The following is a 26,336-nucleotide window of genomic DNA, read 5'->3' as shown; positions in this document are numbered from 1 at the left end:
GAAGCCCACTACAATAAAGTAGGCTGCATATGACTTGGACTCGTGCAGAATCAAACTACAGCGTAAGGTGGGACTAGCAAGGGTGGAACCGTTTAACGAGAAAGTTGTCTATGAGAACCCTTTGTTATCCTTGCGGGTCTGGCAGCCGATTCGAAAGGATGACGACCTGACTAACTGGCATTATCACCGGCAGCTTGAGCTGCTATATATTATGAAAGGCAAGCTTGAAGTTGATGTGGAAGAAGAAAGCTATCATCTTGAAGCAGGCGACGTTATTATAATCGGAGCCTCTCAGCTGCATCGCGACCGAAGCGCCGGGCATCTGGATTACATCGTTTTGCAATTTGAACTCGAGCCATTTTTTGATCAGAGCACAATTGCCTATATGAGATATTTCTCCGAGACGGAGAATCCGCTCAGCCAGGCTAATTATATTTTCCAAGAGAACAGCGCTGTGAAGAAGCAGATTGGTGACTTCATCCGTCAGCTGCATCATGAGGCAGAACGCAAAGAAACCGGTTATGAGCTTGCCGTTAGCGTCTTGATCAAGCAAATCCTGCTTGCGCTGCTGCGCAACGATCATCGAAAGGCACTTGCGGAACAGGATGACTTCGACCGTGTCCGTCTCAAGCCTGTACTCGACTATGTGGAGAATCGGCTGACTGACCGCATTCAAGTTGAGGAAGTATGCAAAATCGCCAATATGAGCTACTACTACTTCGTGAAGTTTTTCAAGAAGACGATTGGCATGTCCTTCACTGAATTCGTTAATTACCGGAAAATCAAATGGGCAGAGCGCATACTGCTGACCAAGGATCTTAGTATTACCGCGGTTGGCGAACGAATCGGAATGCCAAATATGGCCCATTTCTATAAAATGTTCAAAAAATATAATGACTGCTCGCCAAAGCAGTTCCAACGTAAAATGCTCGATTGGAACCGGCAATGAGCCAAGGTGAAACGACTTCTCCGTCCTTATGCGGAGAGGCGCGTTTCATTCCGGAGAATTCTAAGCCATATTTATAGGATAAACATATAAATTCTTAGAATTAAACAAAAAAACTCGTCCCCCTTATCCCTTGGGTGTGACGAGTTTTTTCGACATTACAAGTTTATATCCAACACCACGAATCGATTCGATCTGAACCGTCTGGCCTAATTCAAGCTTTTTACGAAGCGAGCTGACATGAACGTCTACCGTACGTTGTCCCCCGATGTAATCAAAGCCCCAAACAACATTCATCAAGTCATCGCGTGTAATAACCATTCCCGGACGCTGCACCAGGTATAGCAGTACTTCGAACTCCTTCGGACGAAGCGGAACAGTCTCGCCATTCAGAATCACTTCGTATTTCTCTGGATAAATCGATAAATCTCCAGCTGTGATGACCTTCTCCGATGTTTCAATTGGCACAACATCATCCGACTGAGTCCTGCGTAGTACTGCTGATACACGTGCGAGCAGCTCGGCCACACCAAACGGCTTCGTAATATAGTCATCAGCGCCATGCTTCAGCCCTTGAACGACTTCTTCCTCTGCATTACGTGCCGTCAATATAATAATAGGCGTCTTCACGCCGTTCTGACGGAGACGTGTTAATATTTCAAATCCATTTAAGCCTGGAAGCATGATGTCTAAAATAATCAAATCGAAGGTGCGTTGTAAAGCTGTCTGCAGCCCCGTTGCCCCATGATCAATAACCGTCGTTGCATAACCTTCTTGCGTCAGATTATACGACAAAAGCCGAGCTAATGTCGGTTCATCTTCAATAACCAATACTTTATGCGACATGATAACCTCCAGCCTGTCCAGCCTAGACACAATTTTTCTACCTTATTTTATCACGATTTCATGAAGAATGGGTAAACTTTTAAGTTAGGCAGATTATTGCTGAAGAACTGGCAGCTCGATAATGAAGGTCGAACCAAGGCCAACCTCACTCGTTACCGATATTGTTCCTTTATGCAGCTCAACCAAATGCTTCACAATAGACAAGCCTAAGCCGGTGCCGCCTGAACTGCGCGACCTTGCTTTATCCACCCGGTAGAATCGTTCAAAAATACGCGGTAAATCTTTTTTCGGAATGCCAATACCCGTGTCGCTGATCTTAATTCGGATATGATCCTCATCGATACTCGCAATATGAACCGAGACTTTGCCACCCTCTGGTGTATAGTTTATACCATTTGCTACAACATTCATCATAATTTGTCGTAAACGGTCCTCGTCTGCTTCGACATAAAGTCCTTGCTCGATCTGCAGATCCAGAATGATCGATTTCCGAGCTGCCTCTGTCTCCAGCATCGTGATTGTCTTCATCATGAAGGAATCCAGCTCTACTGGCGAGAAATACATCGGAACGCGCTTGGATTCAATCTTGGAAAGGGCCAGAATATCGCCAATAAGTCGGTTCAAACGGTCACTCTCGTCAAAAATAATCTGCAGGAAGGAACGCGCTGTCTCTTCATCGTTTACCGCTCCACTAAGCAGTGTCTCGGCAAAACCTTTGACAGCTGCAATTGGAGTTTTCAGCTCATGCGAGACATTCGCGACAAACTCACTGCGCATTCTCTCGAGTCTACGGATCGCAGTAACGTCCTGAAGAACAAGCAGCAGACCGCTGAATTCATTATTTTCTCCATGGATCGGAACAAGGTTAAGCTCCAGCAGGCGTTCTTCCGGGAAGTAGAACGTAATCTCCTCACGGATATGTTCGCGACTGCTAAGTGCCTCTTGAATAAGCTGGGACAGCTCATATTGCTGCTTCGCCTCCGCATAATTGCGGCCAACCAGCTCACGTGCCGAGAAACCTAAAATTTCTTCCGCACGGCGGCTCATAAGCAGAATACGTCCGCTAGGATCAATCATCATAACTCCATTGATCATGTTATCGAGGACGCTCTCCAGCTGGCTTTCATTTTGCCGAATTCGGGTCATTTGAACTTCGAGGCTCTCCGCCATGGCGTTAATCGCATGACCAAGCTCGCCAACCTCATCGTGCTTCTCAATTTTCACCCTTGCTTTATAATCAAGCTGCTTGATTCGCTGCGCCACCTTCGTAATTTGCTCCAGCGGGCGGGTCAAGCTTAAGGCAATACGGTAGCTGACAATTGCAGCAAGGATAAACAGAATAAGGAGCCCAATAATAAGCACCGTCCACAGCTTATAGATGCTCTGATCCACTTCCTTCAAGCTCATCGCAAGACGGATGACATTCGAGTTCGGATCGGAAGCATTCGTTGGTATAGCTACATACAATAAATCTTCCTTCAGAGTAGCACTGGACCGAACAGCTCGACCTACCCCTTTTTTGTGGGCTTCCTGCACCTCAATCCGCTTGCTGTGATTGTCCATTGTATCCGGAGCATGGTCTGAATCACCAAGCACCGTGCCATCACCGGCAATAAAGGTTACCCTCGAACCTGTAAAGTCTCGAAGGCTTTCTGCTTCTTTCGTAAAGTACGGAAATAACGAAGCTTTATCACCCTGCTTCCATTCCGTCTTGGCCAATATGATATGCATCTCACGTACCATATTGTCTTCCAGCGCGTTAATATGATTATCTTTAAACGTCTTCGCCATGAAGAGACCTGCAGCTGTAACGGACAGCGCAAGTATAATGATCATTGTAAAAGTAAGCCGATTGCGAAAGCTGTTCATGGCCAAATCGTTCATCTCCTCTTGCCTAATAGTCACTCGTTTTATCGTACATGCGCATGCGACGCATCGCTAGTCTTGTTTTTGTTAAGTTTTTGTAAAACAAAATGATGCACTGTCGCAAGTGGCTGCTGTACAAGGATCGACAGGACGACCGGCACAGCCGCCAGAGGGCTGAAGTAGCCAAGTGCAAGCACGATACCAAGCGAAATATTGCGCATTCCCGTTGCATAAGAGACAGTGACTTGAACATCCTTGCGGCTGTGTCTCGCTGTTCCGAAGTATCCGATTGCATAGCAGGCACCTACCAGTACAATAACAAGAGGAACAAGCTTCACCATATCCCTTTTCAATTGATCGACATATGGCGCAATTGCTGAGGCATTCAGGGCAACCACGGCTACGAAACAGAGCTTGGAGATTGGCGCCGCCACTGGCTTGACCCGGTCTTGAATACGCCCTTTGCTTGACTCATACAGAACAACTCCACATATGGTCGGAAGTACAACAATGACGAACAAGTCGAACATAATCGGCCCAATCGCAATATCAACTGAAGTATTAAAGAAGAGATGAATGCCAAACGGTACAACAAATGGACTTAACGCAGAATCGAGTACAACCATTGCCAACATAAGCGGCACGCTGCCACCCGACATCCCTACCCACAATACAGTCGATACCCCAAGCGGAATAATCGTAAATAAAACAAGTCCAACAACATAAGGGGAAGCTGCGCCGAAGATAAGGCTGCCTATTCCATAAGCAATTAATGGCGAGATCAAATGCGCCAGAATTAGTGTCCATAACAGCACGCCAGGCTTTCGTACCGCTTCGCCCAATTGACGAATGCCGCAGCCAATCGCCATCGTCAATGTAACGTAGGCAAACAAATAGGGAACAGCGTCAACCATCGGCTGAAGCTGATCAGCAAAAAGAAAACCCAGGACAAGAGATCCCGGGATAATTAGAAACATCCACCGCTCGAAATTTTGGTTGAATTTCAATCCAAATTCTCTCGTAAGCCATCCCTCATTTACTTATTATGGTCAATTACCCCTTATCATATCTTATTTATGGAGTAAGCGCATCGTCAGGATGGGAGAAATCTGCCGGTAATGTAATATGAATAGTTGTCCCTTGACCTTCCCGGCTCGTTATTTCCAACGTACCCCCATGAGAATGAATGATTTGTTGAGTAGCCATCATGCCAAGACCTGTTCCCGTTTCTTTGGTTGTATAAAAGGGCGATCCAATTTTGGAAATGAGCTCCTCAGGAATCCCTTGGCCTTGATCTATAACATCGATCGTAATATTATCCTCATCTAGGCTTGCGGCTTTAATCTTAATTTCCCCGCCAACTGGCATAGCCTCCATGGCATTTTTGATAAGATTAATAAACACCTGCTTTAATTGTGACCCCACACAATGTACGGAAGGCAGGTCACCTAGTTGTGAGTAATTGATTTCCACCTTATGTATCAAAGCCTGTGAGCCCAAGAGTAAAATAACATCCTGAATAATCGGGCCTATGTGTTCTCTTTTAAACTCCTGAGCTTGTGGCTTGGCCAAATAAAGAAGTTCACTTGTAATAAGTTCAATTCTTTTCAGCTCATCCTTCATGATCTCTATATAGCTTTTGCTTCTTCCGTGCTCGATAAGATAGATAAACCCTTTTAACGAAGTAAGAGGATTTCTTATTTCATGAGCAATGGAAGCTGCGAGCTGCCCGACTGCAGTCAGTTTTTCCGCTTGTAACAGCATCATCTTATGTTGGTTATCCTGTGTAATATCTTTGGCCACTCCATATACCCCCACCACTTCATTATTAATGATGATCGGCATATTGGTTACTTTAACATCAATAATGTGACCGTTTTTGTGGTAAGCCTTCGTTTCATAATGCTGCGTAATCCCCTTGGCTGCTTTTCGAAAATGCTCCTTTGTCTTCTCCAGTTCATCCTTAGGTATCAAAGGAGTATAAGACATACCTAAAAACTCATCCGCACTATATCCTAACAGCTGCTCCATGGCTGGATTCACCCGAAGATAATTGCCATCCGTATCAAAGGCAAATACAGCATCAGGATTATATTTGAATAGCGACTCATAGTGCTGTTCCTTTTGTAAGGACAGTCCTTTATTCTGCGTAATATCATGTATATAGATGGAAAGACCGCTAGGGGATGGATAGACTCTTATCTCAAACCAAGAAGCTAGTGGTGGATAGTAGGCATCAAATTCAACCCGAATCTGATCGTTCATCGCTTTATGATACTGTTCATAGTAAGTAGATTGAACCGTACTCGGAAATATACTCCATATTTTTTCACCAAGGAGTTCTTCCCTTTTATATGGCATTAATCGTAGTGCTGCTTCGTTAATATAAGTAAATTCCCAGGAGTCATTAAGTGCAAAGACAGCATCCGTGATTCGATCGAGAATCTCATTCTGTTCACAATAATGGACCATATATCCCCCTCATTTCGCGAAGTAACCATAAAAAAAAGCCTAAATAAGAGCTGCATTCACAGCTTTTACTTAGGCTTATGCCCAGCGATCTCTCTGGTTCATTGCCGCCACTTATTGACCTGGATGTAAGATGAACACAATCACACTTTTATCCAGATGAAAATCCCAGTCGACAAACAGATCAATTACCTTTGCATTCAGAGACTCCTGGAAACGGCCATTATTATGCAGATGACTCTTTTCAAGATTACGTTTAGCGAGTCTTAAGCTTTCTTCATGACCAATTCGAATCAGCTCTTTCTCAATGCTAATCAGAATTCCAATCCGAATAACCAGCAGGGTTCTTTCATTAATCAAACAAGAATACAATTCGCTCGGCCATTTCTCGACCTGTTGACTGATTGTATTAACCTCTAATTCAAGCTGCTCTTTCCCTGTATACACGGATTCCAGACGGGACTGTCCATATTCTTCGGAAGCTTCAATACCGACCATAATCCCTGACTGATTATGAAGTCCCCAATCATAATAAAATTCCTGAATATTCATACCTGCTAGCACTAGCAGATAAGCTTTGATTTCAGGGATTAATGACTTCATTAACAAGTCCCTAGTCGACTGAATGGTGTAGATTTGACCTTGATCAAGAAGAATCTTCTCGGTTGGTGATAAGAAGCTTCTTAAATAAAGGACTACAAAGGGTCGATTAATGCTGACAAAAATCGATTGTGGACCTTTCCCAAACGACTCTCTTAACAATCGGCCAACATAGCTCGCTATTTCGGATTGAGCAGCCTGTTTATCCAAGATTTTTCATCCTTAGGTTCAGGCAAAAGCATTATTTCTTTCGCCCCAAATTTATTGTAATTATTTAGTTGGAATAAAACAATCGAAACTTATTATGCACGGATTGGGAAATTATATCCATTTCCTATTTACTTGGATTCAGAATAAACACGGTCACGCTTTTATCCAAATGAAAATTCCAGTCCATAAAAATATCCGAAATTCGCGATTGAAATATTTTCTGAAGTTGATTGTTATTAAATAGATGTCTTCTCTCCAGATTGTGTTCCGCCAGCTTCAAGCTTTCTTCAAACCCTAGCCGGATCAATTCCTTGCCTAGGCTAATCAACATCCCCGTTCTGACAACTAGAAGTGTCCTTTCATTAATTAGATAGGAGCGAATTTCTTCCGGTTTTTTTTGAATTTGCTGACTGATCTTCTCCATTTCACCGTGCAGTTCCTCTTTCCCGGCATACCACTCTTGTGGACTATAAAGTAAGGAATGCCGGTCTGATTCCATTCCAACAAGGATGCCAGAATAGTTATCGAATCCCCAGTCATAATAAAATTCCCGAATGTTCATTTCCGCTAGCAGCAAATAAGCTTTTATCTCCGGTATTAACGACTTCATCACTAAGTCTCTTGTATGTCGAACAGAATCAACCTGATCTTGCTGAAGCAGGATCTTCTCTGTTGGCGATAAGAAGTTCCTAAGATATATCACAATAAACGGGCGGCTGATATTCACATAAATTGATTGCGGTCCTTTTCCAAAAGATTCACGCAGTAATCTTCCAATATGACTCGCAATTTCACTTTGAATTTGTTTTTCATTCTTGTCCAAAAATCCCATCCTCAGTAGCTGCAGTTATTTAATAGTAAGTAGAAATAGAAATAAAAATAGCCTAAATAAAAGTTGTTGTGAACAACTCTTATTTAGGCTTATGTCCAGCTCCATCTCTGGTTCATTAATGCCGAATTAGTCGTTAGTCAGAAGCATCTTAGTATAAGGCAAAAGCTTTATTTCCTTCACCCTTTCATCATTCTAATAATTTTTATACATTTAAACAAGAATTAATTTATAGGAAATTTATAGGACCTTTTTCCTACTGCTGACCATTCACGATCTGTGCTGCCTCACCTGTGATTTGATCCCTACTCTAACGAACCGTGGTATAGCTCATATATGGTAGGATATAGTAAAATAAGCAAATGGAAAGATACGTAATGGAGAGGAGCTTCGAATCGAATGGAAAGTCATTTTTTCGCTTATATGTACCGGTTGAAATATATTGAACGCTGGAGCTTGATGCGCAACACGACCAAGGAGACTGTAGCGGAGCATTCCTTCCATGTTTCGCTGCTCGCCCACATGCTGTGCGAGATTGGCAACAGCTTCTTTGGCCGCAGCTACAATGCTGATCGTGCGGTTACGATAGCTTTATTTCACGATGCTACGGAAGTATTCACCGGTGATATCCCAACTCCAGTTAAGCATCATAATCCGAAAATGCTAGCGAGCTTCCGCGAGATTGAAGCGATGGCCGCAGAGCGAATGCTTGGGATGGTGCCTGAGCCCCTACAGTCTGCCTACGCTCCCTTGCTCGGGAAACCAGACGGGACGCTGTCCGAAGAGGAGCAGCAGCTCCATAAGATTGTGAAAGCCGCTGACCTGCTGGATGCTTATTTGAAATGCTTGACCGAGGTGTCCACCGGCAACCGCGAATTTCTCGTCGCCAAAGGACAGATCCAAGCTTCCCTCGAGGGACTCGGCTTGCCGGAAACCGATTGGTTCCTTGCTAATATGGCGCCAAGCTTGGGAATGACATTAGATGAGCTGTCGTAAGCGGAAAGGCAGACAACCATGACATTTAGAAGAGCTAAAGGCAGTACCCTCTTTATATTTGGAGTCATACTCCTCGTATTCGTTCTTGGACTTTATTATCACAATCACTTTTTTTGGGCAGCTATCGTCTTTTTCTTGCTATGGGGTTACTATGTATCGACCCGCTTCGAAATACATGATGGCATTCTCACGAAATATACTTTTTTCATTATTAGAAAAGACCTCGAGATCATATCGAACGGGGATCAGCCGCTGAAGCTCGTTGGCATCAACTCTCGATAAGTGAGGCGTGGCTTAAGCTTCCAGCCGTTCAGGCTGGCCATGTGCATTTGGTATTTGGGTACGGCTGCTTCGATGCACCGTGGAATGAGTATGCGGCCGAACCAATCGGCCGATTCCTGAACGATCTTCCAGGATTATTCGGTATCAAAAATTAAAGGTACGTCATAGTTATTTGTAAAAACAAAGGACCGGTTAACTCATTTGAGTTGACGGTCCTTTATCTCTTTTGCAGGATAACGGTTTAATTTACCGAATACCATTTTTGTATGGATTTATCATCCAATTGGAAACGTCATTTAAGGAGGCATTATCTTGTCGAACAAGTTAATGGGCGCGGCAGCCGTTATAGTAAACGAAGAAGGCAAAGTACTACTGGTTAAGCACAGTTACGGCAGGAATAACTGGGATTTGCCCGGCGGAAAATCGGAGTCTAATGAATCGGCTGAAGGAACCGCAGCGAGAGAAGTGCTGGAGGAAATTGGCGTACAAGTTGATATTGGAGCATTAACCGGCGTTTACTACGATTCAGAGTATGACATGCATCATTTTGTGTTTCTCGCAACGATTAGAGATGGTCAGCAGCCAAAGCCAAGCTCAGATGAAATATTAGATCTCGGCTACTATGCCCTCAATGATCTTCCAAGACCGATGAAAGACTTCACCTATAATCGCATTCTAGATGCACTGAATCCTCATCGGGAGTCAATTTTCCATACAACGATCTCACGGCAATGGTTGGAATAATAGATACGACATAAAAGCCCCGAAGAAAGGTTGCTCGCCATGAGCATCCCTTCTGGGGGCTATTTATTTCAGTACATTTTATCGAATCGATTGTTTGATTAGTTCGACTTCTTGTGCAGTCAGCGGACTGCCAGCAGCACTGGCATTGGATTCTACCTGACGAATATTTTTAAACCCAGGAATAACACATGCATTAGGGGATTGTGCCAACGCATATTGAATAGCCGCTCGTACCAGATCCTGTGTTTCGTGGCCAAAGTGCTCCTTCAACGGCTGAAGCTGTCTCCTAATTTCGAGCAAGCGCTCTTTGGAATACGATTGATTCGTCGAGCGAATATCTCCCTCACCAAATTGAGGAGGATTCTCCGGATCGAATTTATCCAGCAGCAATCCTTGTGCAAGAGGGCCAAACAACACTATACCCAAATTTTCTTGTTCTGCCCATTGGAACAGCTGTGTTCCCGGCTTATCGAACTCATTGCCGAAGGCATTATAATGGAACTGCAGAACATCCGGCCTTGTTACCGGGCATACCCGCATAAAATCCGCATAACTGTAGGCCGACTGGCCAATCACTCGAACCTTGCCTTCTTTCTGAAGCTCGCGCATCGTATCAGCTGCTTCTTCCAGATAGAGGTCATTTGGTCCAAAATTCGTATTATGAAAATAAAAAAGATCTACATGATCTGTACCTAAATTCGTCAGTGTCTGCTCCAATTGATGACGGATATGTACGGGCTGCATTGCATTAGGTGCTGTCCCTCTGAACCATCCTACCTTCGAAGCAACGACCACAGACTCACGTGGAACATCCTTCAGAAATTGTCCGATTACTCTCTCTGAATGACCGTCGCCATATACATCCGCTGTATCCAAATGATTAATACCAAGCTCATGAGCTCGGCGCAAACCTGCAAGAGACTCGTTATCATCATTACCCGACCAGCCTACTGGATCCCCATCCCGCCATGATGGACCACCTATTGCCCAGCAGCCTAAGCTGACCTCACTTACCCGCAAACCTGAACGTCCTAATACCCGGTATTCCACGAATATCACCCCTGAGATAAATTTGCAGCCATTGATGCACATAAGTTGCAGTTCATTATACCTTAGAGCCTTGGCTTAAAATAAGAAGGGAAAAGATTTTCACTTAGTTCCCTCCATGATACTATGAAAATGCGACATTACATACTCGTCTTACCGGACATAAACCGCCTATAAAAAAACGCCTCTGAATGGTCAGTCCTTACCATCAGAGGCATTTCGTATTATAACGTTACGTTCCAGCCAAACGGATATTGCGCGGATAGCTCCAGCGGTAAACTTCCTGTTGGCTTAAGCTCTCCCGTTAACACTTTAGCAGCTGATTCAAGCGCCAGCGGACGGCATTCGTACACAGCCAGAAAAGCCTTTGCATTAGGATACACGTTCAAATCAAGCGGGTTACGGACCGAAACCGCAACCGTACGGTCACCAGCTTTGGCAATAACTTGACGAGCAATATCCGCTTCGATTGGATGTTTTGTCGCATCATAGGTGACGACTACAATATGCTCGAACGATTCCAGATCAGCCAGTGGATCAGTTCCATTCATAGAGCGCTCTTCTACCTGATCAAGCCGCACTGCCAAATAATCACCCAATGTTCCGTCACCAGATAACATCTCATCCGCAACTGAAACTGGCTTAATATCCGGCCATAATACCAAAGTACGGCCCTCACGGCGAAGCGGCAACAGAGCACCTTCGTTCTTCACAAGCGTCGCAGAGGCTTCGCTCCACTGCCGAGCAACAGCTTTATTCGCAGCAGTCCCAATGGCAGACTCTACTTCTTCCCACGAACCCAGCGCTGCATCCACTTCATAGTCCTGCTTCAGCTGCATTACCCGGGTTAATGATTCATCGATACGAGCCTCTGTCAGCTCGCCGCTTTCAACTGCTGCAACAACAGCTTCAAGCGCTGCGACCTGTTTCTCATACGTATGACAGACTAGCACCATGTCCGCCCCAGCTTGAAGTGCAAGTACTGCACCTTTCTCAGGACCATAATACTGATCGATGGCGTCCATTTCGAGACAGTCCGTCACGATAACCCCTGTGTAGCCCAGCTCTTCACGAAGCAAACCTGTTAATACCGGCTGCGACAACGTCGACGGTTTTCCCGATGGATCAAGTGCAGGCAAGCAGACATGTGCGGTCATAATAGCAGCTGTTCCCGCTTCAATTGCAGCACGGAAGGGTGCCAGTTCAATGGCGTCTAACCGTTCACGACTATGAGGCAGCACCGGCAAAGCATGATGCGAATCAACCGATGTATCCCCGTGGCCCGGGAAATGCTTAACGGTTGCAGCTACTTTGGATGCTTGATAACCAAGCAGCGCCGCTTTCCCCAGCTCTCCAACCAGTTGCGGACGATCACCATAAGAACGAACATTAATAACGGGATTATCCGGATTATTATTTACATCAAGGCACGGCGCATAGTTCATCGTGACGCCAAGCAGACGGAGCTCTTCACCGCATACACGAGCCGTTTCACCCGCACCTTCTGCCGAACCTGTTGCACCAAGAGCCATATTACCAGGCATCAACGTCACGCCATCTACAATACGGGCAACCATGCCGCCCTCCTGGTCAATGGCAACTAGTACATTAGGTCTGCCTGCACGGCTGGCAATATCCTTCAGTGAGCTGGACAATTGATGAACCTGCCTTGCATTCTGAACATTACGTCCAAAATAGATGGTTCCTCCAATGCCGTATGTTTCAATTAAAGAAGTAATCTGCTCGGTTGGTTCATACCCATGAAACCCAAACACAAACAGCTGACCAACCTTCTCCCGCAGCGTCCAGCTGTTCCAAGACAACTCTCCCATTCCCCGTCCCCTACTTTCAGCGCTATTCTGCTTCCTGCTCCTCAAGTCCAGCCGGATTCTGCTGATGCTTATTCCGGTAATCCGTCGGATTTTCCCCTGTATATTTCATAAATACTTTCGTAAAATACCGCCGCTCTGCATAACCAACTTCCTTGGCGATTTGCGCGATGCTTTTCATCGTATCGGCCAGCAGCGATTTCGCCTTCTCCATCCGTTCGCGGGTGACATATTCAATAAACGTCTCGTTATAGGTCTGTTTGAACAACAAGCTGAAGTAGGAGGTACTTAAGCCCACATGAGTTGCTGCTTCCTCTACGCTCAAATCACGATACAAATTCCGGCTAAGGAAAGCTTTAGCCTCCGACATGGAGCGTTCAGACTGTTTCTTTTTATCCGTCGATTTCTCGGCAACCGCCTTCGTCACCTGCAAGATAACGGACAGAAGATCCTTAATACCAAACCGCCTGTCGAGCTTCAGCCAGAGCAAATCTTCCTGATCCCGAGAGAAAATCCCCATTTCCTTCGTCTCGCGCATCAGGTTTAGCACGAAGAAATGCAGCATTGGCTTGAAGCGTCCAAGCGAGGTCTCATTCATCCGCTGCAATTGAGTCGTCAGCCGCTTCAGCTCATCATCAACGACAGTCGTATCGCCGCGCTTTACCGCACCAATCAGCTTCTCGGACGTATCCCAGAAGGCTTGATCTTCCCGCGAAGAGCCAACCCGTTCATCCGGATAGACTGCAATATGCTCTTGAACTGGCGTAAGCTGCATCCCCTGCTGAACCAGCTTATAGGCTTGGGAAAGGGACGTCACTTCAGCATATTCGCGATAAATACCTGCGTACAAAGACAACTTGACGTGATTCTTCACCGCACTAAGCAGAAGCTCTGTCCAACCTGTAATTTGCTTCAAATCATAAGGTGACGCCTGCTCGCATTCAATCAGCACGCACCACTCGCCATCCCGAATTTGAATGACCGCATGATGCAGGCCGTTCTGCTGCAGCCTCTCACGGAGTACATTACATACTGCGAAATTCCACAGCTTCCGTTCTTTATCCGACCATTCCCGCCAATCCTTCGTCCGCTCCGAGCTAACATCAAGATCAAGCACAATAAGTACATATCTCTTATCCAGTTCCTGCTCTTCCCCGCTAAACAGCCAGTTCCCGCTTGTTACTTCCGTATAATCCATTAGAATATCATAAAGGATCTTCTCGCTTGCAAGGTCAATCATCCGGCCGATCTTCTGCTGCTCCTCGCTTTGCTGCTTCCGTTTCTGACGTTGATTCGCCATTACCCGGGCAATAACTCCTGTTAATTCGTCATAAGGAATAGGCTTTAAGACATAATCCTTCACACCATATTGAATGGCAGCCCGTGTATAAGCAAAATCCTGATAGCCAGACAGCATTATAATGTCGCTTTCTGTCCCTTTTTCCCTTATATGCCGAACTAACTCCAGTCCATCCATAACAGGCATCCGAATATCACATAATACCAAATCAAAAGATTCGGACTCCAGAAGCTCTAGAGCTTCCATCCCGTTTTTCGCTGTACCACCAACGGTTAAGCCAAGCATTTCCCATGGAATAACCTTCTCCAAATTACGGGTGATATGCGGCTCATCATCTACGAGCAATACTTTGCCATTCATAATCGTTCACCTCTGTTTTTCGGAATGGTGCAGCGGATCACTGTGCCATACCCCTCTGCGCTGCAAATCCTTAATCCGTAAGATGGACCATAATGAATACGTAGGCGATCCGCTACATTGCGGAGCCCTAGTCCCCGTCTTTCCCCAAGCTCTGCGGCATTACTCCGTTTACCACTTGGCTGCTGCTCTCTTTCGGCGAACTTTTTAAGCGTCTGCTCGTTCATGCCATGTCCGTTATCACTAACCATAATGACAATCTGATAGGCTTCGACGATTACCTCGATCTTAATAACGCCATTCCCATCCTCAAGTCCTTCAAAGCCATGCTGAATGCTATTCTCAACTAGCGGCTGAAGCGTCAGCTTCAGGATCGAATAATCAAACGCTTCTTCCGATACATTCAATTCATAAGTAAATAAGTCCTCAAATCGATATTTCTGAATCTCTAAGTAACTTCGGACATGCTCAATCTCCTGCCCGATGAAAATCTCTTCCGTATGGTGCATGCTCGTGCGAAGCAAGTTGCTTAATCGCCGCACCATCATCATGATCTTTCCGCCCTCATTCTGAGCGGCAAGCGCATTAATCGACTCTAAGGTATTAAATAAGAAATGAGGCTTAATTTGTGCCTGCATGAGCATCATCTCGGCATGCTGTTTTCGTTCCTGCTCTGTACGCACTTCGGTCAGGAGTTCCCCAATCCGCTCCACCATACTGTTGAAGCTGTTCGCGAGCAGTACCGTCTCATCCTTACCCTGCGCATTCACGCGAATATCAAGCAGACCTTGCTCAACAAGCCGCATTTTGCGAACGACTTTAATAATACTTTTAGCGACCCGGTTCACGAAGAAGATGTTAAATAGAATTGCTGATAAAATACAGAAGATTGTGATCATTCCTATCCACTGTACAAAACGTTCATTCTCATTCGTTAAAGAATCCCATGATTTGACCGATACCAGAACCCAGCCGTTAAAGCCAAGATTATAGGAAGAAACAAGACTGTCTTCCCCATCAAATCGCAGCCTGGAGCTTGAATAATCCACTGTCTTCTGCGGCAGCTCGCTGGAGTAATCCGCAATATTGGTTCCTTCGAAATGCTTGCCGCTGTCGAGCATAACAAGCCCTTCTGTATTCACAATCACATAACGGGAGGTTTGGCCTTCAGCCTTCGGATTCAAGAAGGTATTCAGCATGGAATACACTTCTTCTGTCTTATACTGCGTGATCATCAGACCCAAATCATCCAGTGTCTCATAATCTTTTACTAACCTTAGTTGGGTAAATAGAGGTGGTTCGACCCCTGTCAGCTCTTGATGCTCATATGGGCCGATCCATTTTGGACGTCCGCCTAATTGAATCGTTTCATTATAGAGAGGCTGGACCTTTAATGCTTCGAAGGCAATCGGACGAAACGTCGTTGGATCATTGCGGAAGGTGCGGAACATCGTCCCATCCATCGCATACAGCACTACATAGCTGACTGCAGGATGCTGGAACAAGATCCGCTTCATTTCCTTTTCCGATTGGTTAATCGCAATTAAGGTGCTGGCATCATCGCTCGAATAATATTTGCTGTAATTCAGCGTATCCTGCACCTCGGAGCTCGTTAAATTACCGTCTGAGAGCTGGTCAAGCTCTTTGAAAAAGTATTTAATATTCCCACCGACAGCCTTGAGCGATATTTCAGTCTGCTCGCTGTATTTCTTCTCCAGCACGGATTCCGTATTAAGAAAAGACACAATGCCTAATCCGATCATCGGGAATACGACCAGAAGAATAAAAGCAAGCATCAATTTCGGTCTCAAGTTCATCTAGCGGGCCCCTTCCGATCGTCTTAGCCCTTCACGCTTCCTGCCGTCATGCCTTCAATAATTTGCTTCTGCAAGAAGAAGTACACGACCAGCACAGGGATAATGCTCATAATAACGGCAGCCGACAAAGCGGCAAAGTTCGTGCGATAGCCATCATTAAAGCTCGCCATACCTGTAGGCAGTGTGCGAAGCGATTCGGATGTAATAAATAATTGCGATAATATATATTCATTCCAGTTTCCAATAAAGTTAAGAATCGTAACGGTCACAAGTGCAGGTAACGAGACCGGAAGGACAACTTTCATGAACAATCCACCGGCTGAAAGCCCGTCCATAATTCCCGCTTCTTCAAGCTCATTAGGTATCGAAAGCATAAAGGCATAAATAATAAATACCGTAATGGGCAATGCATATGTGCAGTATACCAAAATAAGGCCGAAATGCGAATTGTATAAATGGATGCCGCCAACACTCAATTGCTGGATCAAACGGTACAGTGGAATAAACAATGCGCCCGGTGGAACAAGCAATCCGAACAAAATAAACTGGTACACGGCTTTGTTCATTCGGGAATATTTCATACGCGATAAAGCGAATGATGTCATCGCTGCAAACAGCAATGTAACCAGACAGGCGATGATCGTGACATAGAAGCTGTTCCAGGCATAAAGACCGATTTTCGCCGTATCCCAAGCCTGCCTGTAGTTATCGAAGTTGAAATGCTTCGGGAAAGCCCACGTATTCACGGTAATTTCACGACTCGTCTTGAAGGAAGACATGAGCAGCCACACAAGCGGGAATAAGGTAGCAACGATATAAACAATGAGCGAAAAGTGAATCCAGAACTTCCCTCTGCGCAGTCCAGTTAATGCTGCATTCATTAGTACTGCACCTCCTCATGCTTCGTCAGTTTTTGCAGGATGCCCGTCAGCACGAGAATCAGAATAAACATCGTTACGCCAATCGCACTGCCATAACCAAGCTCCATTGAACGGAAGCCAACCTTCAGCATATACGTGGACATAACCTCGGTCGATTGGAATGGACCGCCATTGGTCATAATCTGAACGATATCAAGCACCTTCATCGTGCCGGATACACTAAGGAGCAGCATGACGAACAGTACGGGTCTGATTAGCGGAAGAGTAATGCTCCAGGTTTCCGTCCAGCCGTTTACACCATCAATCTTCGAAGCTTCTACAATTTCCTTCGGGATGTTCAAGATGGCAGCAAGGCACAAGACAATAAAGAATCCAATGTTCTGCCATGCGTTAGCGATCAGAATGGACAGCATTGCAAGCTTCGGATCCGACAGCCATTCACGCGCCCAGCTGTCAGGTGCTACCAAACGGATAAACTGGTTGATGAGGCCCGAATCATAGTTGTACAACACACCAAACAATATAGCGACCGTTGCGGTCGAGATCACGACCGGCACAAACACAGCCGACTTGTAGAAGTCACGCATACGACCAACCTTACTGATCAAGATCGAGATAAGGAAGACGAGCGGAATATTCACGACTAAGGAGAACGCCATAAAATAGAAATTGTTTGCAAGCGATTTCAAGAACACTTCATCTTCCCACAGCCTTGTGAAGTTATCCAGGCCGATAAACACCTTATCTGTAATGCCGTCCCATTGATAGAACCCATAAACGAACGATACGATTACCGGATAAACAAAAAACAAAGCGTATAATACAAGCGTTGGAATAATGAACGCGATATAAGTAAACGGATTTCTGAGTGCCTTCATAACTTCGCCTCCTGCTTCCTTCCTTTAAAAAAGCTAAGGTTCGTAAAAAACCTTAGCTTTTTCCTTTTCCTATTTCCCTTGCCTGTAAAGTGTTTAGGATGTTCACGCGCCGCATTAGCGGAGCGAAAGAATCATTCTGGAGAAGTGAAACGTTCGCTTTTGTCCCCGAATTTCATCCGCTAGCGGATTGGAATAAAGAAATTCGGGGGCAATGGCGATCGGAAGAAAAATTCTTTCGCGCAGCGGTCTTACTTAGCAGCAGCGTTAGCCTTGTCTTGTGCGGCTTGAATATCCTTAGCTACTTTATCAGGCTTACTCACCTTACCGATCAGCTCCTGCAAACCTACGTTAACAACAGCGCCTACAGCAGGTTGAACGATAGCATCATAAGCTTTCCAGGAAGTAGAAGCGTTAGCCATAACCGTCAGCACTTCAGAGATCAGCGGATCTACGCCGGACAGGTCAGACAATTTCATAGAAGGAAGAACTTTGTCTTCAAGAAGCGTACGTTTTTGAATCTCTTCACTGTAGAAGTTAGCGATAAATTTCTTAGCCATTGCAACTTGATCTTCGTTCAGGTTAGCCGAGAAGCCAAAGCCGTTCGAGTACGATGCATTGATCGACGTTTGGTCACCTGCGCCGCCTGCGATTGATGGGAAGTTGAAGTAGCCGATTTGGCCTTTCAAGTCGCCTGCTTCTTCACCTGTGAAGCGGCTGGCATCCCATGTGCCTGTGAATACCATTGCAGCTTTACCAGAGAGCAGTTGAGCGCCTTGATCCGCATAAGCAAGACCCAGTGCACCTTTTGTGAAGTAGTCTTTGTTTACGAGATCCGCGTAGTTCGTGAAGCCTTTAATGAAGTTTTCATCCGTCCATTTTGCTTCGCCTGTAACGAGCTTGTTGAACCCGTCGATACCTACGTTACGCTCCATAACTGTGTTCCAGAGCATACCATTTACCCAGCCGTCTTTTGCTGCAAGACCAAGTGGTGTAATTTTTGCTGCTTTGATCTTGTCAGCAACTTCGATCAGCTGATCCCAAGTTGTAGGGACGGACAATCCAAGGTCAGCAAAGATTTTTTTGTTGTAGAAAATACCTTCCGAGTAGCCGCCAAATGGCAAGCCGTATACTTTACCGTCAACCGTGAACTCGTCAAGGCTGGCGAATTTGTCTTTAATACCAAGCTCTTCAATGATTGGTGTAAGGTCCAGCATGCGGCCTGCTTTAACATAAAGGTTCAGGTCAGCACCGCCGAATACTTCGAAGATATCAGGCGGGTTGCCTGCTGTCATTTCCGCTTTCAGCTTTTGGTCGCGGTTAACAACTTCGTCGATCCCTTCCAGCTTGAATGTAAGGCCAGGGTTTTCGTCCTGTGTTTTCTTCACAACATCTTCGAGAATTTTAAGGCGGTTTTTGCTCGTCTCTTTGATTTGCGTGTGGCGCAGAGATAAGGTCACATCTTTTGCTTCCGGACTTGGTGTTGCTTCTGTTGTAGCTGCCGGCTCTTGCGAAGCTTCTGAGCTTGCAGGAGTGTTATTACCACCATTATTATTGTTTGATCCGCAAGCTGAAGCGACCATGGTGAATGATGCAAGCAATGTGGCGATGAGCAAAGTACTTTTTTTCATTTAAGAAGACCTCCTCGATATAATGTTGCTTGTTTGCCTTGCACCCTTATTATAAGTTCGCTGTGTAAGGGCGAGGGAGGTCGAAAATAAGCCCGACGAGGGATACAATTCTATTATTTTTCGAAATAGGGATAAAAAAACACAGCCTCTCGGGTTACTTTTTCCGACAGACTGTGTAATGATAGGTCACATATTACTTACGCATATCGATAACATGAGCTTTAATTGCCTCATAGAAAGCTTTCCATTCTTCATTTCCTTGCTCAGAACCTGACACTTCTTGATTAACGCCTTCTTCATCCGGCTTAGGGAGGCCGGTATGCCGTTCGCTCATTGCTTTAGCCCATTTATCCTTGCCCTCAGACATTTATCCCCCTCATCCCTTTAACCAGTTTTTACGAAGTGCGAATAGTTCTTTCAATTCATCCGTAGACATTTCGGTGATCCACTGCTCAGACTGACCAACAACCTGCTCGTTCAACTGCTGCTTGCGGTCGATCATCTCGTCGATCTTCTCTTCAAGCGTGCCTAACGTAATAAATTTATGAACCTGTACTTTCCTCGTCTGGCCAATCCGGAATGCCCTGTCCGTCGCTTGATTCTCAACTGCGGGATTCCACCAGCGGTCGAAATGGAACACATGGTTCGCGGCCGTCAGATTAAGACCTGTACCGCCAGCCTTCAGCGAAAGTACAAATGCACAACAAGGCTCTTCAGGATTCTGGAACTTCTCAATCATCTCATCCCGCTTTGCTTTTGGCACACCGCCATGTAAATAAGGAACAGGCAGCTCAAGCCGTTCTTCGAGCAGCTTCTTCAGCTGCTTCCCCATATCAACAAACTGGGTAAAGATCAGGCAGCGTTCTCCTTCAGAAGCGATCTCTTCAACCATTTCCAGCAATCGAGCCACTTTATTCGAACGAGTGTCGTCCCACTGCTGATCACTTTCCTCGTTAAGCATAGCGGGATGATCACAAAGCTGCTTCAGCCTTGTTAGTGATGCCAGGATTAGTCCGCGGCGCTGCATTGGACCAAGCTTATCCAGCTTCTCCAGCAGGTCGGCGACAATATTCTCATAGATAGCGCCTTGCTCTGTTGTTAACGTCAAATACGTTTTTGATTCATTCTTGTCTGGCAATGACAGCTGGATAGCTGGATCCTTCTTCACCCTGCGAAGCATAAACGGCTTCACCCAACGCTGCAAACCACTGATTACTTCCTCATCACGATTACGTTCAATTGGAAGAACAATCGCTTTGCGGAATTCACCCATACTACCAAGATAACCTGGATTTATAAAATCATAGATCGACCACAGCTCAGTAAGCCGATTTTCCATCGGTGTACCCGTAAGCGCAAGTCGATGATGTGCGGGCAGCGCACGAATAGCGGTTGACTGCTTCGTGTATACATTCTTTATATTCTGAGCTTCATCCAGACATAAAGCATCCCAATCAATCTGATTCAGCTCTTCTTCATCTATTTGAGCAAGGGAGTATGAGGTAATGACCAGATCCGAGTCTGCGATCGCTTCTCTTAATGCCTCGCCTTTCTCCCTCTTTGGACCATAATGCAGGTAAGCCTTCAAGGTTGGTGCAAACTTCTCAAGCTCCTTCTCCCAGTTGCCGATTACCGAGGTCGGGCAGATGAGGAGAGAAGGACCAAAGCTTTTATCGCCATGCTCTTTCACATACGACAGATAGGCCATAAATTGAATGGTCTTACCAAGACCCATATCATCAGCTAACACGCCGCCAAGACCAAACCGGCGCAGGAATAACATCCAGGATACCCCTTGATGCTGATAAGGGCGAAGTGATCCAAGAAAGCTTTCCGGAATATCAACAAGCGGAATTTCAGCCGTGTGCTGCAGCTGTTCAAGCCATCTCATCAAATGATCATTCAGCTCAACTTCAGCTCTAAGGCCTTCCGAAGCATCTTCTCCCTCTTCCAAGGCGGAGCCGCCCATCAAATGCATCTCCATCACATCTCGGAAGGACATGCCTTTGCGTTTGCCGACCTTTGTCATCCAATCCCTAATTTGTGCGACATCCTGCGGATCAAGATGCACCCATTCCCCGCCGATATTCATCAATCTGCGGTTTTCTTCGGCTAGTCGCATAAACTCTGATTCGGTCAAATCGATATTGCCCAGTGCCATTTTCCAATCGAATTGGACGATCTGATCAAGACCAAACATCGGCTGCGTATCGGAGCCTACCGAGGACTTCATCTTCGCCTTCAGCCTCAAGCGGCGTGAACGCACGGCTTCCCACCAGCTTGGCAGAAGGACCGGACAGCCTGCCTCGAGCAGCTGTAAACTTGCTTTCTCCATGAAGTACCAGGCATCATTATCTCCCAGTTGAACACGAAACTTCTCCGGGTTCGCCTCATCTCTCCAGTCCGGCAGGGCAGCAAGCCATTTCCCCTGCTCTTTCGCAAGCCTAGTCTCCAGATGCGGCATCCAATCCTCAGGCAGCAGGCCGTCCTGATCGAACATGGCCTGCCATTGCCCATTCACCTGTACCACAGAAATCCACGGTCCGCCATTCCGATCCTGCAAAGCCGGACGCAGCTGCCAGCTCGCCCCTTCTACAGGCTCTGCAAGCTGAAGGGCAACCTTAAACGGCATTGTATCTTTATGCAGCCCAAGAGCAATCAGCCAATCTTCTTCATCGGCCGCTTTGTGAAGCAGCAAGGATTCACCGCCTGCTGCCGCAGCTATTTTGCGCCAAGCGCTGGCAGCATGATCATTTTGGGCCAGAATTTCTTCGACTGCCTCACTTAACCATTGCTCTACGCCAACTACCCCAGCATCTCTTGTCTGCTGCTCCCAAGCCGCCAGAAAATCTTTCTCCTCGGCCGGAACTTCCATTCGCCAAGCCCTTCGATACTCCGACCAGCGTCCCCAGTCTGGCTGAAACCATCCGTGAAGCAGCACCTGACGCAGCAGACCGGCCACTTGCAACAAGCCTTGCAACCTCGTTGTCCATTCCACTTGAAGGAGACGTACGTGCTGCGGAGAGGATAAATAATCAATGGCAATAAGTGGAGAAAGCTTAAGTGCTTTGCCGCCCTCAATCTCAATATCCTCGACCTCAGCACCATACCAGGATGCTTGATGCCATGCGAAGAGCACCGGTTTGAGCCGAGCCGAATTCTCGGACCGTTCAGCCGCAGCCAATATGATCGCACTTTCTTCTGCTGTTTCACCTTGCTTCCAATATCCGTCCACCACTAACGTTCGAGCGCCGATGAATGATTTCATGTTACGATTTTTCCTTTCCAGAGCTCTTCCTGAAACGCTCGAAGCCGTTGATTCTTGCTCACGATACCAGCAAGGTAACGGTCCCATTTTTCTGCACCTTTGCCCGCTTTGTACAGCTTCTCGAGCTTCTTCAATTCTTTCACGGCCATGCGGTATCCCTGTCTATTACGCGAATTGATCCACTCATCAATCGACTGATGATAAAGCGGAATCATCACGCTCGGAGCCACTTTCGCGACTTCCCGCACATTCTGAATACCTAGATCATCTGGTCTCATTCCGATGAGCAGCTGGAGGTCTGCCCATTCCTCATATTTCTTCACAGCCAGCCAATGATCCGACAAATCGGAATAGGAATGCGGCAGAAGCTCCACCATATACCGGGTCCAGCGTGGTTCATCCGGCTGATCGGTATCTGCTCTTCTGCATAATGTCATAAACGGACCAATCGTCCGTGCATTTTTCACCTTGGATATATTCTCATATAAGAAGCCCATCCACTCGCCGATTACCTTCCAGTCGCCTTCTTCAAGACGCTGTGCAACGCAAGGATAGATGACCTTCTGTGAACGCGCGAAATCGGTCTTGCCAAAATGCGATAGTGCCGCTTCGTCATCTCTGCCAAAGAAACATAACATCGCTGCAGCAGTATGCACGAACGTCAGATCAACAGGATCTTCCCTATGCTCTTCCCGAGTCATCGAAGCAAGCTCTTGCTCATACCACTCGGTATCCTCTGCCATCCGTTCGCAGATCGCCAAATAAATATAGGTCCAATCAAACAGCTGCTGCTCGTTTTTCATTGCTCTCTTCTTCGCATAGTCAGCCACATAGTTGATCCATCTGCGGTCAAGTCCGATGACTTCTGACGGCTGCATCTCGAGTACAAGCGTATAATAATGCTCCACCCATGGCTCCGCCATGCGTAGAAACGACATTTCATGATAATAACGGCTGAAAGTATCGACCGTCTTGATAGCCTGCTCCGCCTGATCGAGAACAAATAAGATGACACTCATCCAATGAAGCCTTTGGCTTCGTTTGTCCCAATGCTTGGTCGTTCCCTTCAAGGCCGACAGCACAGGCTGCAGCGAATGGAGGGAATGGCGGCAGCTGCGCCACGTCTCGCCATATTCCTCCTCCATCCAATGTCCCCAATCCCATGGAGAAGCATCATCGGATGGCTGCTCATGCCTGCCGCTGAATTTCGGAACGCTCACAGTGACCGATGTCCGCTGCGGTTTCTGATCAACACCTAGAATACGGTCATAAGCTGCCTGCGCCGCAGATTCACCGTCCAGATTATGACAATAGGCAAAATAAACGGCCGCCATATGTTTGCAATAATCATTAAAGGGACACGTACATTTACTGTATCGAAATTGGTCTGAGTCAAGCAAAACCGAATAAACATCTGAACCTTGTACAGCACCGTATAAGGTATCTTCATCCGCTTGTTTGACATTCAGCACCTGGCCGCTTCGATAATAATCCCATCCGCGGCGAATGATATCTTCGTGCAAATGCTGACCTAGACTGTGTTCAAGCGCTGTATGAAGCTTATCATCAAGACTTGCCAAGCTATTTCACCCGCCTTCTTCCGTTCACCTAGCATCTTATTAGTATACCACAAAAAATGCCCCCTCTGAAAAGACAAAAGCAGCCCAATTGACTCTCAACCTGAGCCAATGGACTGCTGATTATGAAGGTATTCATTAGTGCGGGATACGAATATAGAACGTAATACGGTTCTCTGATTCCACATTAACTTGGATCGTGCCTTTATAATGCTCCGTAATCGACTTGACTGTAAATAAGCCAAGCCCTTGATGAGCATCATTTTTTGTGGTGAAGCCTGCTTCAAACAAAGGCTTGTCTTTCACTTCATGTGCGTTCATGCAGGTGTTGCTGATACAAAACTCAATGAATCCGTCCATTTGTCGTCCGGACAGCTCGACCTCACGTGAATCCTCCGCATATTTCATTACCTCATCAAAAGCGTTATCAATCAAGTTGCCAAGCATACGGTTCACATCCAGCGTCTTTAGCCCCATCTCCAGACGGTTAAGTCCGCTAAAGGAACAGCTGAAGGCGATCCGATAGCTCTCTGCCTGCGAAATCTTAGAACGGATCAAGGCCGCAATAGCCGGATTCCCAATATTGATAATATCGTTCATCAACCGGATCTCACCCGTTAATTCCTTCGTATACGCGACAAGCTCCTTCGATTTGTTAAGCTCTGCGAGTGAATGGATCGTCTGAACATGATTTAGAAAATCATGCCGCTGTGCCCGGATTGATTGGAACATGCTGTTGATCTCATCTACATAAGTCTGCTGCGTCACTTGAACCATCTTCTCACGAGACTGATGGAAATAACGCATAGCGAAGGTCGCTATCAGAATACTTATTCCCGTAATAAGGAAAATAACAATAGCAATGTTCAAGAACTGGGAATCAAGTCTTTCCTGAATAACCTGATAGTCGGAAACTAATGAAAGAACATATCCATGAATCGGTTCACCGTTCTCATCGACAATGCTGGCACCGTTATCTGCTGTCAGGACAGGAATAAACATTTTGAGCACATGCTTGCCGTTTATGTTCTCTTTAGCCGAAATAACGTTTCCTGATTTATAAGCTTTCGTTACGTTCTGAACATCGTTGTCTGCTTCATAAAGATAGGATCCATAAAAGATATCCTTTTGCAATAAATGCCCCTGTACTTCACCGTCTTCATTCACCGTATCAAACGAGCCTTTACCAAACGTAGACGGATTAAATACGGTAGCTTCCAGTAAGGAATCGCTGTTCTTAATCGACTTATCAATTAATTGATTTGTACCCGTTAATTTCTCATATTCCGCAAGAGTCGTATAGTTGACGTATGGATCGATAATATAGTTGGTTGTTCCGTCGTGATAATAGCCCCATTTGTATATATGATCGGGGTCTGTCGAGGCTACCTCAAACGGTCCGCTCCAGAAGTTCGGAAGCGTCTGCCCAAGCCAATCGATCTTCACTTGCTTGTCATCAAATAGTTGATTAAAGGCAACGTACCAGGGATCCCAGGTTTTTGTTCCTTTGCCAAGCTCATTCTCGTCAGATGACTTGTACAATATAATGTTGTCTTCTGTCCGTTTCATCAGTGTGATATGGCTGACGCCAATCTTCGCGCTTAATTCTTTTAACTGTTCATTCGTTACCTTCTCTACATCTGGGTCCAGCGCATATTGCGCTGCAATGGCAACTATTCGAAGCTCCCGCCCAATCTGCTCCTGAAATTTCTCAGAACCAAGCCGGGATTGCTCAACAGAAAATTCAATTTGCTTTGCAACAGCTCGCATCTCATGGTTTAGCGCGTCTTCCAACGTTTTTTTGGTTAGAAAATAATAAGCAACATTGCTAAGTAAAACGATAATAACGCTCAAGCTAATTGCCATGAGCCAAGTATTGCGCGGCATATGATGCTCCTTTAAGTCTCCTGTAATGTACTTCGATTATGGATGATTTTCATTGAAACAACAATAAGGCTTGAGGTAA

General features: G+C 45.9%; 21 protein-coding genes. 4 read left to right on the top strand and 17 right to left on the bottom strand.

The window, feature by feature from the left end; all coding sequences use genetic code 11:
- The first annotated feature begins 82 nt into the window (after positions 1-82).
- Positions 83-949, top strand: a complete 867-nt coding sequence (locus tag FHS17_RS17070; protein WP_167279647.1) for a helix-turn-helix domain-containing protein — start codon at positions 83-85, stop codon at positions 947-949.
- A gap of 123 nt (positions 950-1,072) precedes the next feature.
- Here FHS17_RS17070 and FHS17_RS17065 read toward each other — a convergent pair whose 3' ends face one another.
- The 6 genes from FHS17_RS17065 to FHS17_RS17040 all read right to left on the bottom strand — a co-directional run bounded on the left by FHS17_RS17065 (position 1,073) and on the right by FHS17_RS17040 (position 7,760).
- Entirely contained in the window at positions 1,073-1,792 is a 720-nt protein-coding gene (locus FHS17_RS17065; RefSeq protein ID WP_167279646.1) for a response regulator transcription factor, read from the bottom strand.
- A 93-nt stretch (positions 1,793-1,885) separates the two neighbouring features.
- Entirely contained in the window at positions 1,886-3,661 is a 1,776-nt protein-coding gene (gene pnpS, locus FHS17_RS17060; RefSeq protein WP_167280049.1) for a two-component system histidine kinase PnpS, read from the bottom strand.
- Positions 3,662-3,702: 41 nt separating this feature from the next.
- Positions 3,703-4,665, bottom strand: coding sequence for a bile acid:sodium symporter family protein (locus FHS17_RS17055; protein ID WP_341805844.1), 963 nt, complete (start codon positions 4,663-4,665; stop codon positions 3,703-3,705).
- A gap of 67 nt (positions 4,666-4,732) precedes the next feature.
- Positions 4,733-6,130, bottom strand: a complete 1,398-nt coding sequence (locus FHS17_RS17050) for a PAS domain-containing sensor histidine kinase (protein ID WP_167279645.1) — start codon at positions 6,128-6,130, stop codon at positions 4,733-4,735.
- Between the two features lie 111 nt (positions 6,131-6,241).
- Positions 6,242-6,937 carry a Na-translocating system protein MpsC family protein gene (locus FHS17_RS17045; RefSeq protein ID WP_167279644.1) on the bottom strand — a complete coding sequence of 232 codons (696 nt, stop codon included), beginning with the start codon at positions 6,935-6,937 and terminating at the stop codon, positions 6,242-6,244.
- A gap of 124 nt (positions 6,938-7,061) precedes the next feature.
- Positions 7,062-7,760, bottom strand: a complete 699-nt coding sequence (locus tag FHS17_RS17040) for a Na-translocating system protein MpsC family protein (protein WP_167279643.1) — start codon at positions 7,758-7,760, stop codon at positions 7,062-7,064.
- A gap of 405 nt (positions 7,761-8,165) precedes the next feature.
- Between FHS17_RS17040 and yfbR the strand changes: the two genes are divergently transcribed.
- From yfbR to FHS17_RS17025, 3 genes are all read left to right on the top strand, one after another.
- Positions 8,166-8,762 carry a 5'-deoxynucleotidase gene (gene yfbR, locus FHS17_RS17035; protein ID WP_167279642.1) on the top strand — a complete coding sequence of 199 codons (597 nt, stop codon included), beginning with the start codon at positions 8,166-8,168 and terminating at the stop codon, positions 8,760-8,762.
- Between the two features lie 18 nt (positions 8,763-8,780).
- On the top strand, positions 8,781-9,044 hold the full coding sequence (locus FHS17_RS17030; RefSeq protein ID WP_167279641.1) for a hypothetical protein: 264 nt from the start codon (positions 8,781-8,783) through the stop codon (positions 9,042-9,044).
- A 312-nt stretch (positions 9,045-9,356) separates the two neighbouring features.
- A complete protein-coding gene (locus tag FHS17_RS17025) occupies positions 9,357-9,788 on the top strand; it encodes an NUDIX hydrolase (protein ID WP_167279640.1) in 432 nt (143 codons plus the stop codon).
- A 78-nt stretch (positions 9,789-9,866) separates the two neighbouring features.
- Here the strand turns inward: FHS17_RS17025 and FHS17_RS17020 are convergent, their stop codons facing one another.
- The 11 genes from FHS17_RS17020 to FHS17_RS16970 form a co-directional block, all read right to left on the bottom strand.
- Positions 9,867-10,838 carry an aldo/keto reductase gene (locus FHS17_RS17020; RefSeq protein ID WP_167279639.1) on the bottom strand — a complete coding sequence of 324 codons (972 nt, stop codon included), beginning with the start codon at positions 10,836-10,838 and terminating at the stop codon, positions 9,867-9,869.
- Between the two features lie 221 nt (positions 10,839-11,059).
- Positions 11,060-12,667, bottom strand: coding sequence for a glycoside hydrolase family 3 protein (locus FHS17_RS17015; RefSeq protein ID WP_167279638.1), 1,608 nt, complete (start codon positions 12,665-12,667; stop codon positions 11,060-11,062).
- Between the two features lie 22 nt (positions 12,668-12,689).
- Positions 12,690-14,324 (bottom strand): response regulator transcription factor, encoded by a 1,635-nt coding sequence (locus FHS17_RS17010; protein WP_167279637.1) that lies wholly within the window; start codon positions 14,322-14,324, stop codon positions 12,690-12,692.
- Positions 14,321-16,138 carry a cache domain-containing sensor histidine kinase gene (locus FHS17_RS17005; protein WP_167279636.1) on the bottom strand — a complete coding sequence of 606 codons (1,818 nt, stop codon included), beginning with the start codon at positions 16,136-16,138 and terminating at the stop codon, positions 14,321-14,323. Before FHS17_RS17005 ends, FHS17_RS17010 begins: the two co-directional genes overlap by 4 nt.
- A 23-nt stretch (positions 16,139-16,161) precedes the next feature.
- The gene (locus FHS17_RS17000; RefSeq protein WP_167279635.1) at positions 16,162-17,019 is read right to left on the bottom strand and encodes a carbohydrate ABC transporter permease; all 858 of its coding nucleotides are present in this window, start codon (positions 17,017-17,019) and stop codon (positions 16,162-16,164) included.
- Positions 17,019-17,897: a carbohydrate ABC transporter permease gene (locus FHS17_RS16995; RefSeq protein WP_167279634.1), complete on the bottom strand. Its 879-nt coding sequence runs from the start codon at positions 17,895-17,897 to the stop codon at positions 17,019-17,021. The genes FHS17_RS17000 and FHS17_RS16995 overlap by 1 nt, the downstream gene beginning before the upstream one ends.
- 248 nt (positions 17,898-18,145) lie before the next feature.
- Positions 18,146-19,525: an ABC transporter substrate-binding protein gene (locus FHS17_RS16990; protein ID WP_167279633.1), complete on the bottom strand. Its 1,380-nt coding sequence runs from the start codon at positions 19,523-19,525 to the stop codon at positions 18,146-18,148.
- A 193-nt stretch (positions 19,526-19,718) separates the two neighbouring features.
- A complete protein-coding gene (locus tag FHS17_RS16985; RefSeq protein WP_167279632.1) occupies positions 19,719-19,892 on the bottom strand; it encodes a hypothetical protein in 174 nt (57 codons plus the stop codon).
- Between the two features lie 9 nt (positions 19,893-19,901).
- Positions 19,902-22,793, bottom strand: coding sequence for a DEAD/DEAH box helicase (locus FHS17_RS16980; RefSeq protein ID WP_167279631.1), 2,892 nt, complete (start codon positions 22,791-22,793; stop codon positions 19,902-19,904).
- Positions 22,790-24,373, bottom strand: coding sequence for an SWIM zinc finger family protein (locus tag FHS17_RS16975; protein ID WP_167279630.1), 1,584 nt, complete (start codon positions 24,371-24,373; stop codon positions 22,790-22,792). The genes FHS17_RS16980 and FHS17_RS16975 overlap by 4 nt, the downstream gene beginning before the upstream one ends.
- 135 nt (positions 24,374-24,508) lie before the next feature.
- Positions 24,509-26,257: a sensor histidine kinase gene (locus FHS17_RS16970; protein WP_167279629.1), complete on the bottom strand. Its 1,749-nt coding sequence runs from the start codon at positions 26,255-26,257 to the stop codon at positions 24,509-24,511.
- Between the last annotated feature and the right edge of the window lie 79 nt (positions 26,258-26,336).

It is taken from the genome of Paenibacillus lupini (assembly GCF_011761355.1).
In the GTDB taxonomy this organism is placed as follows: domain Bacteria; phylum Bacillota; class Bacilli; order Paenibacillales; family Paenibacillaceae; genus Pristimantibacillus; species Pristimantibacillus lupini.
The sequence above is the reverse complement of the archived record's forward strand: the minus strand, read 5'-3'. Positions and strand labels throughout refer to the sequence as shown.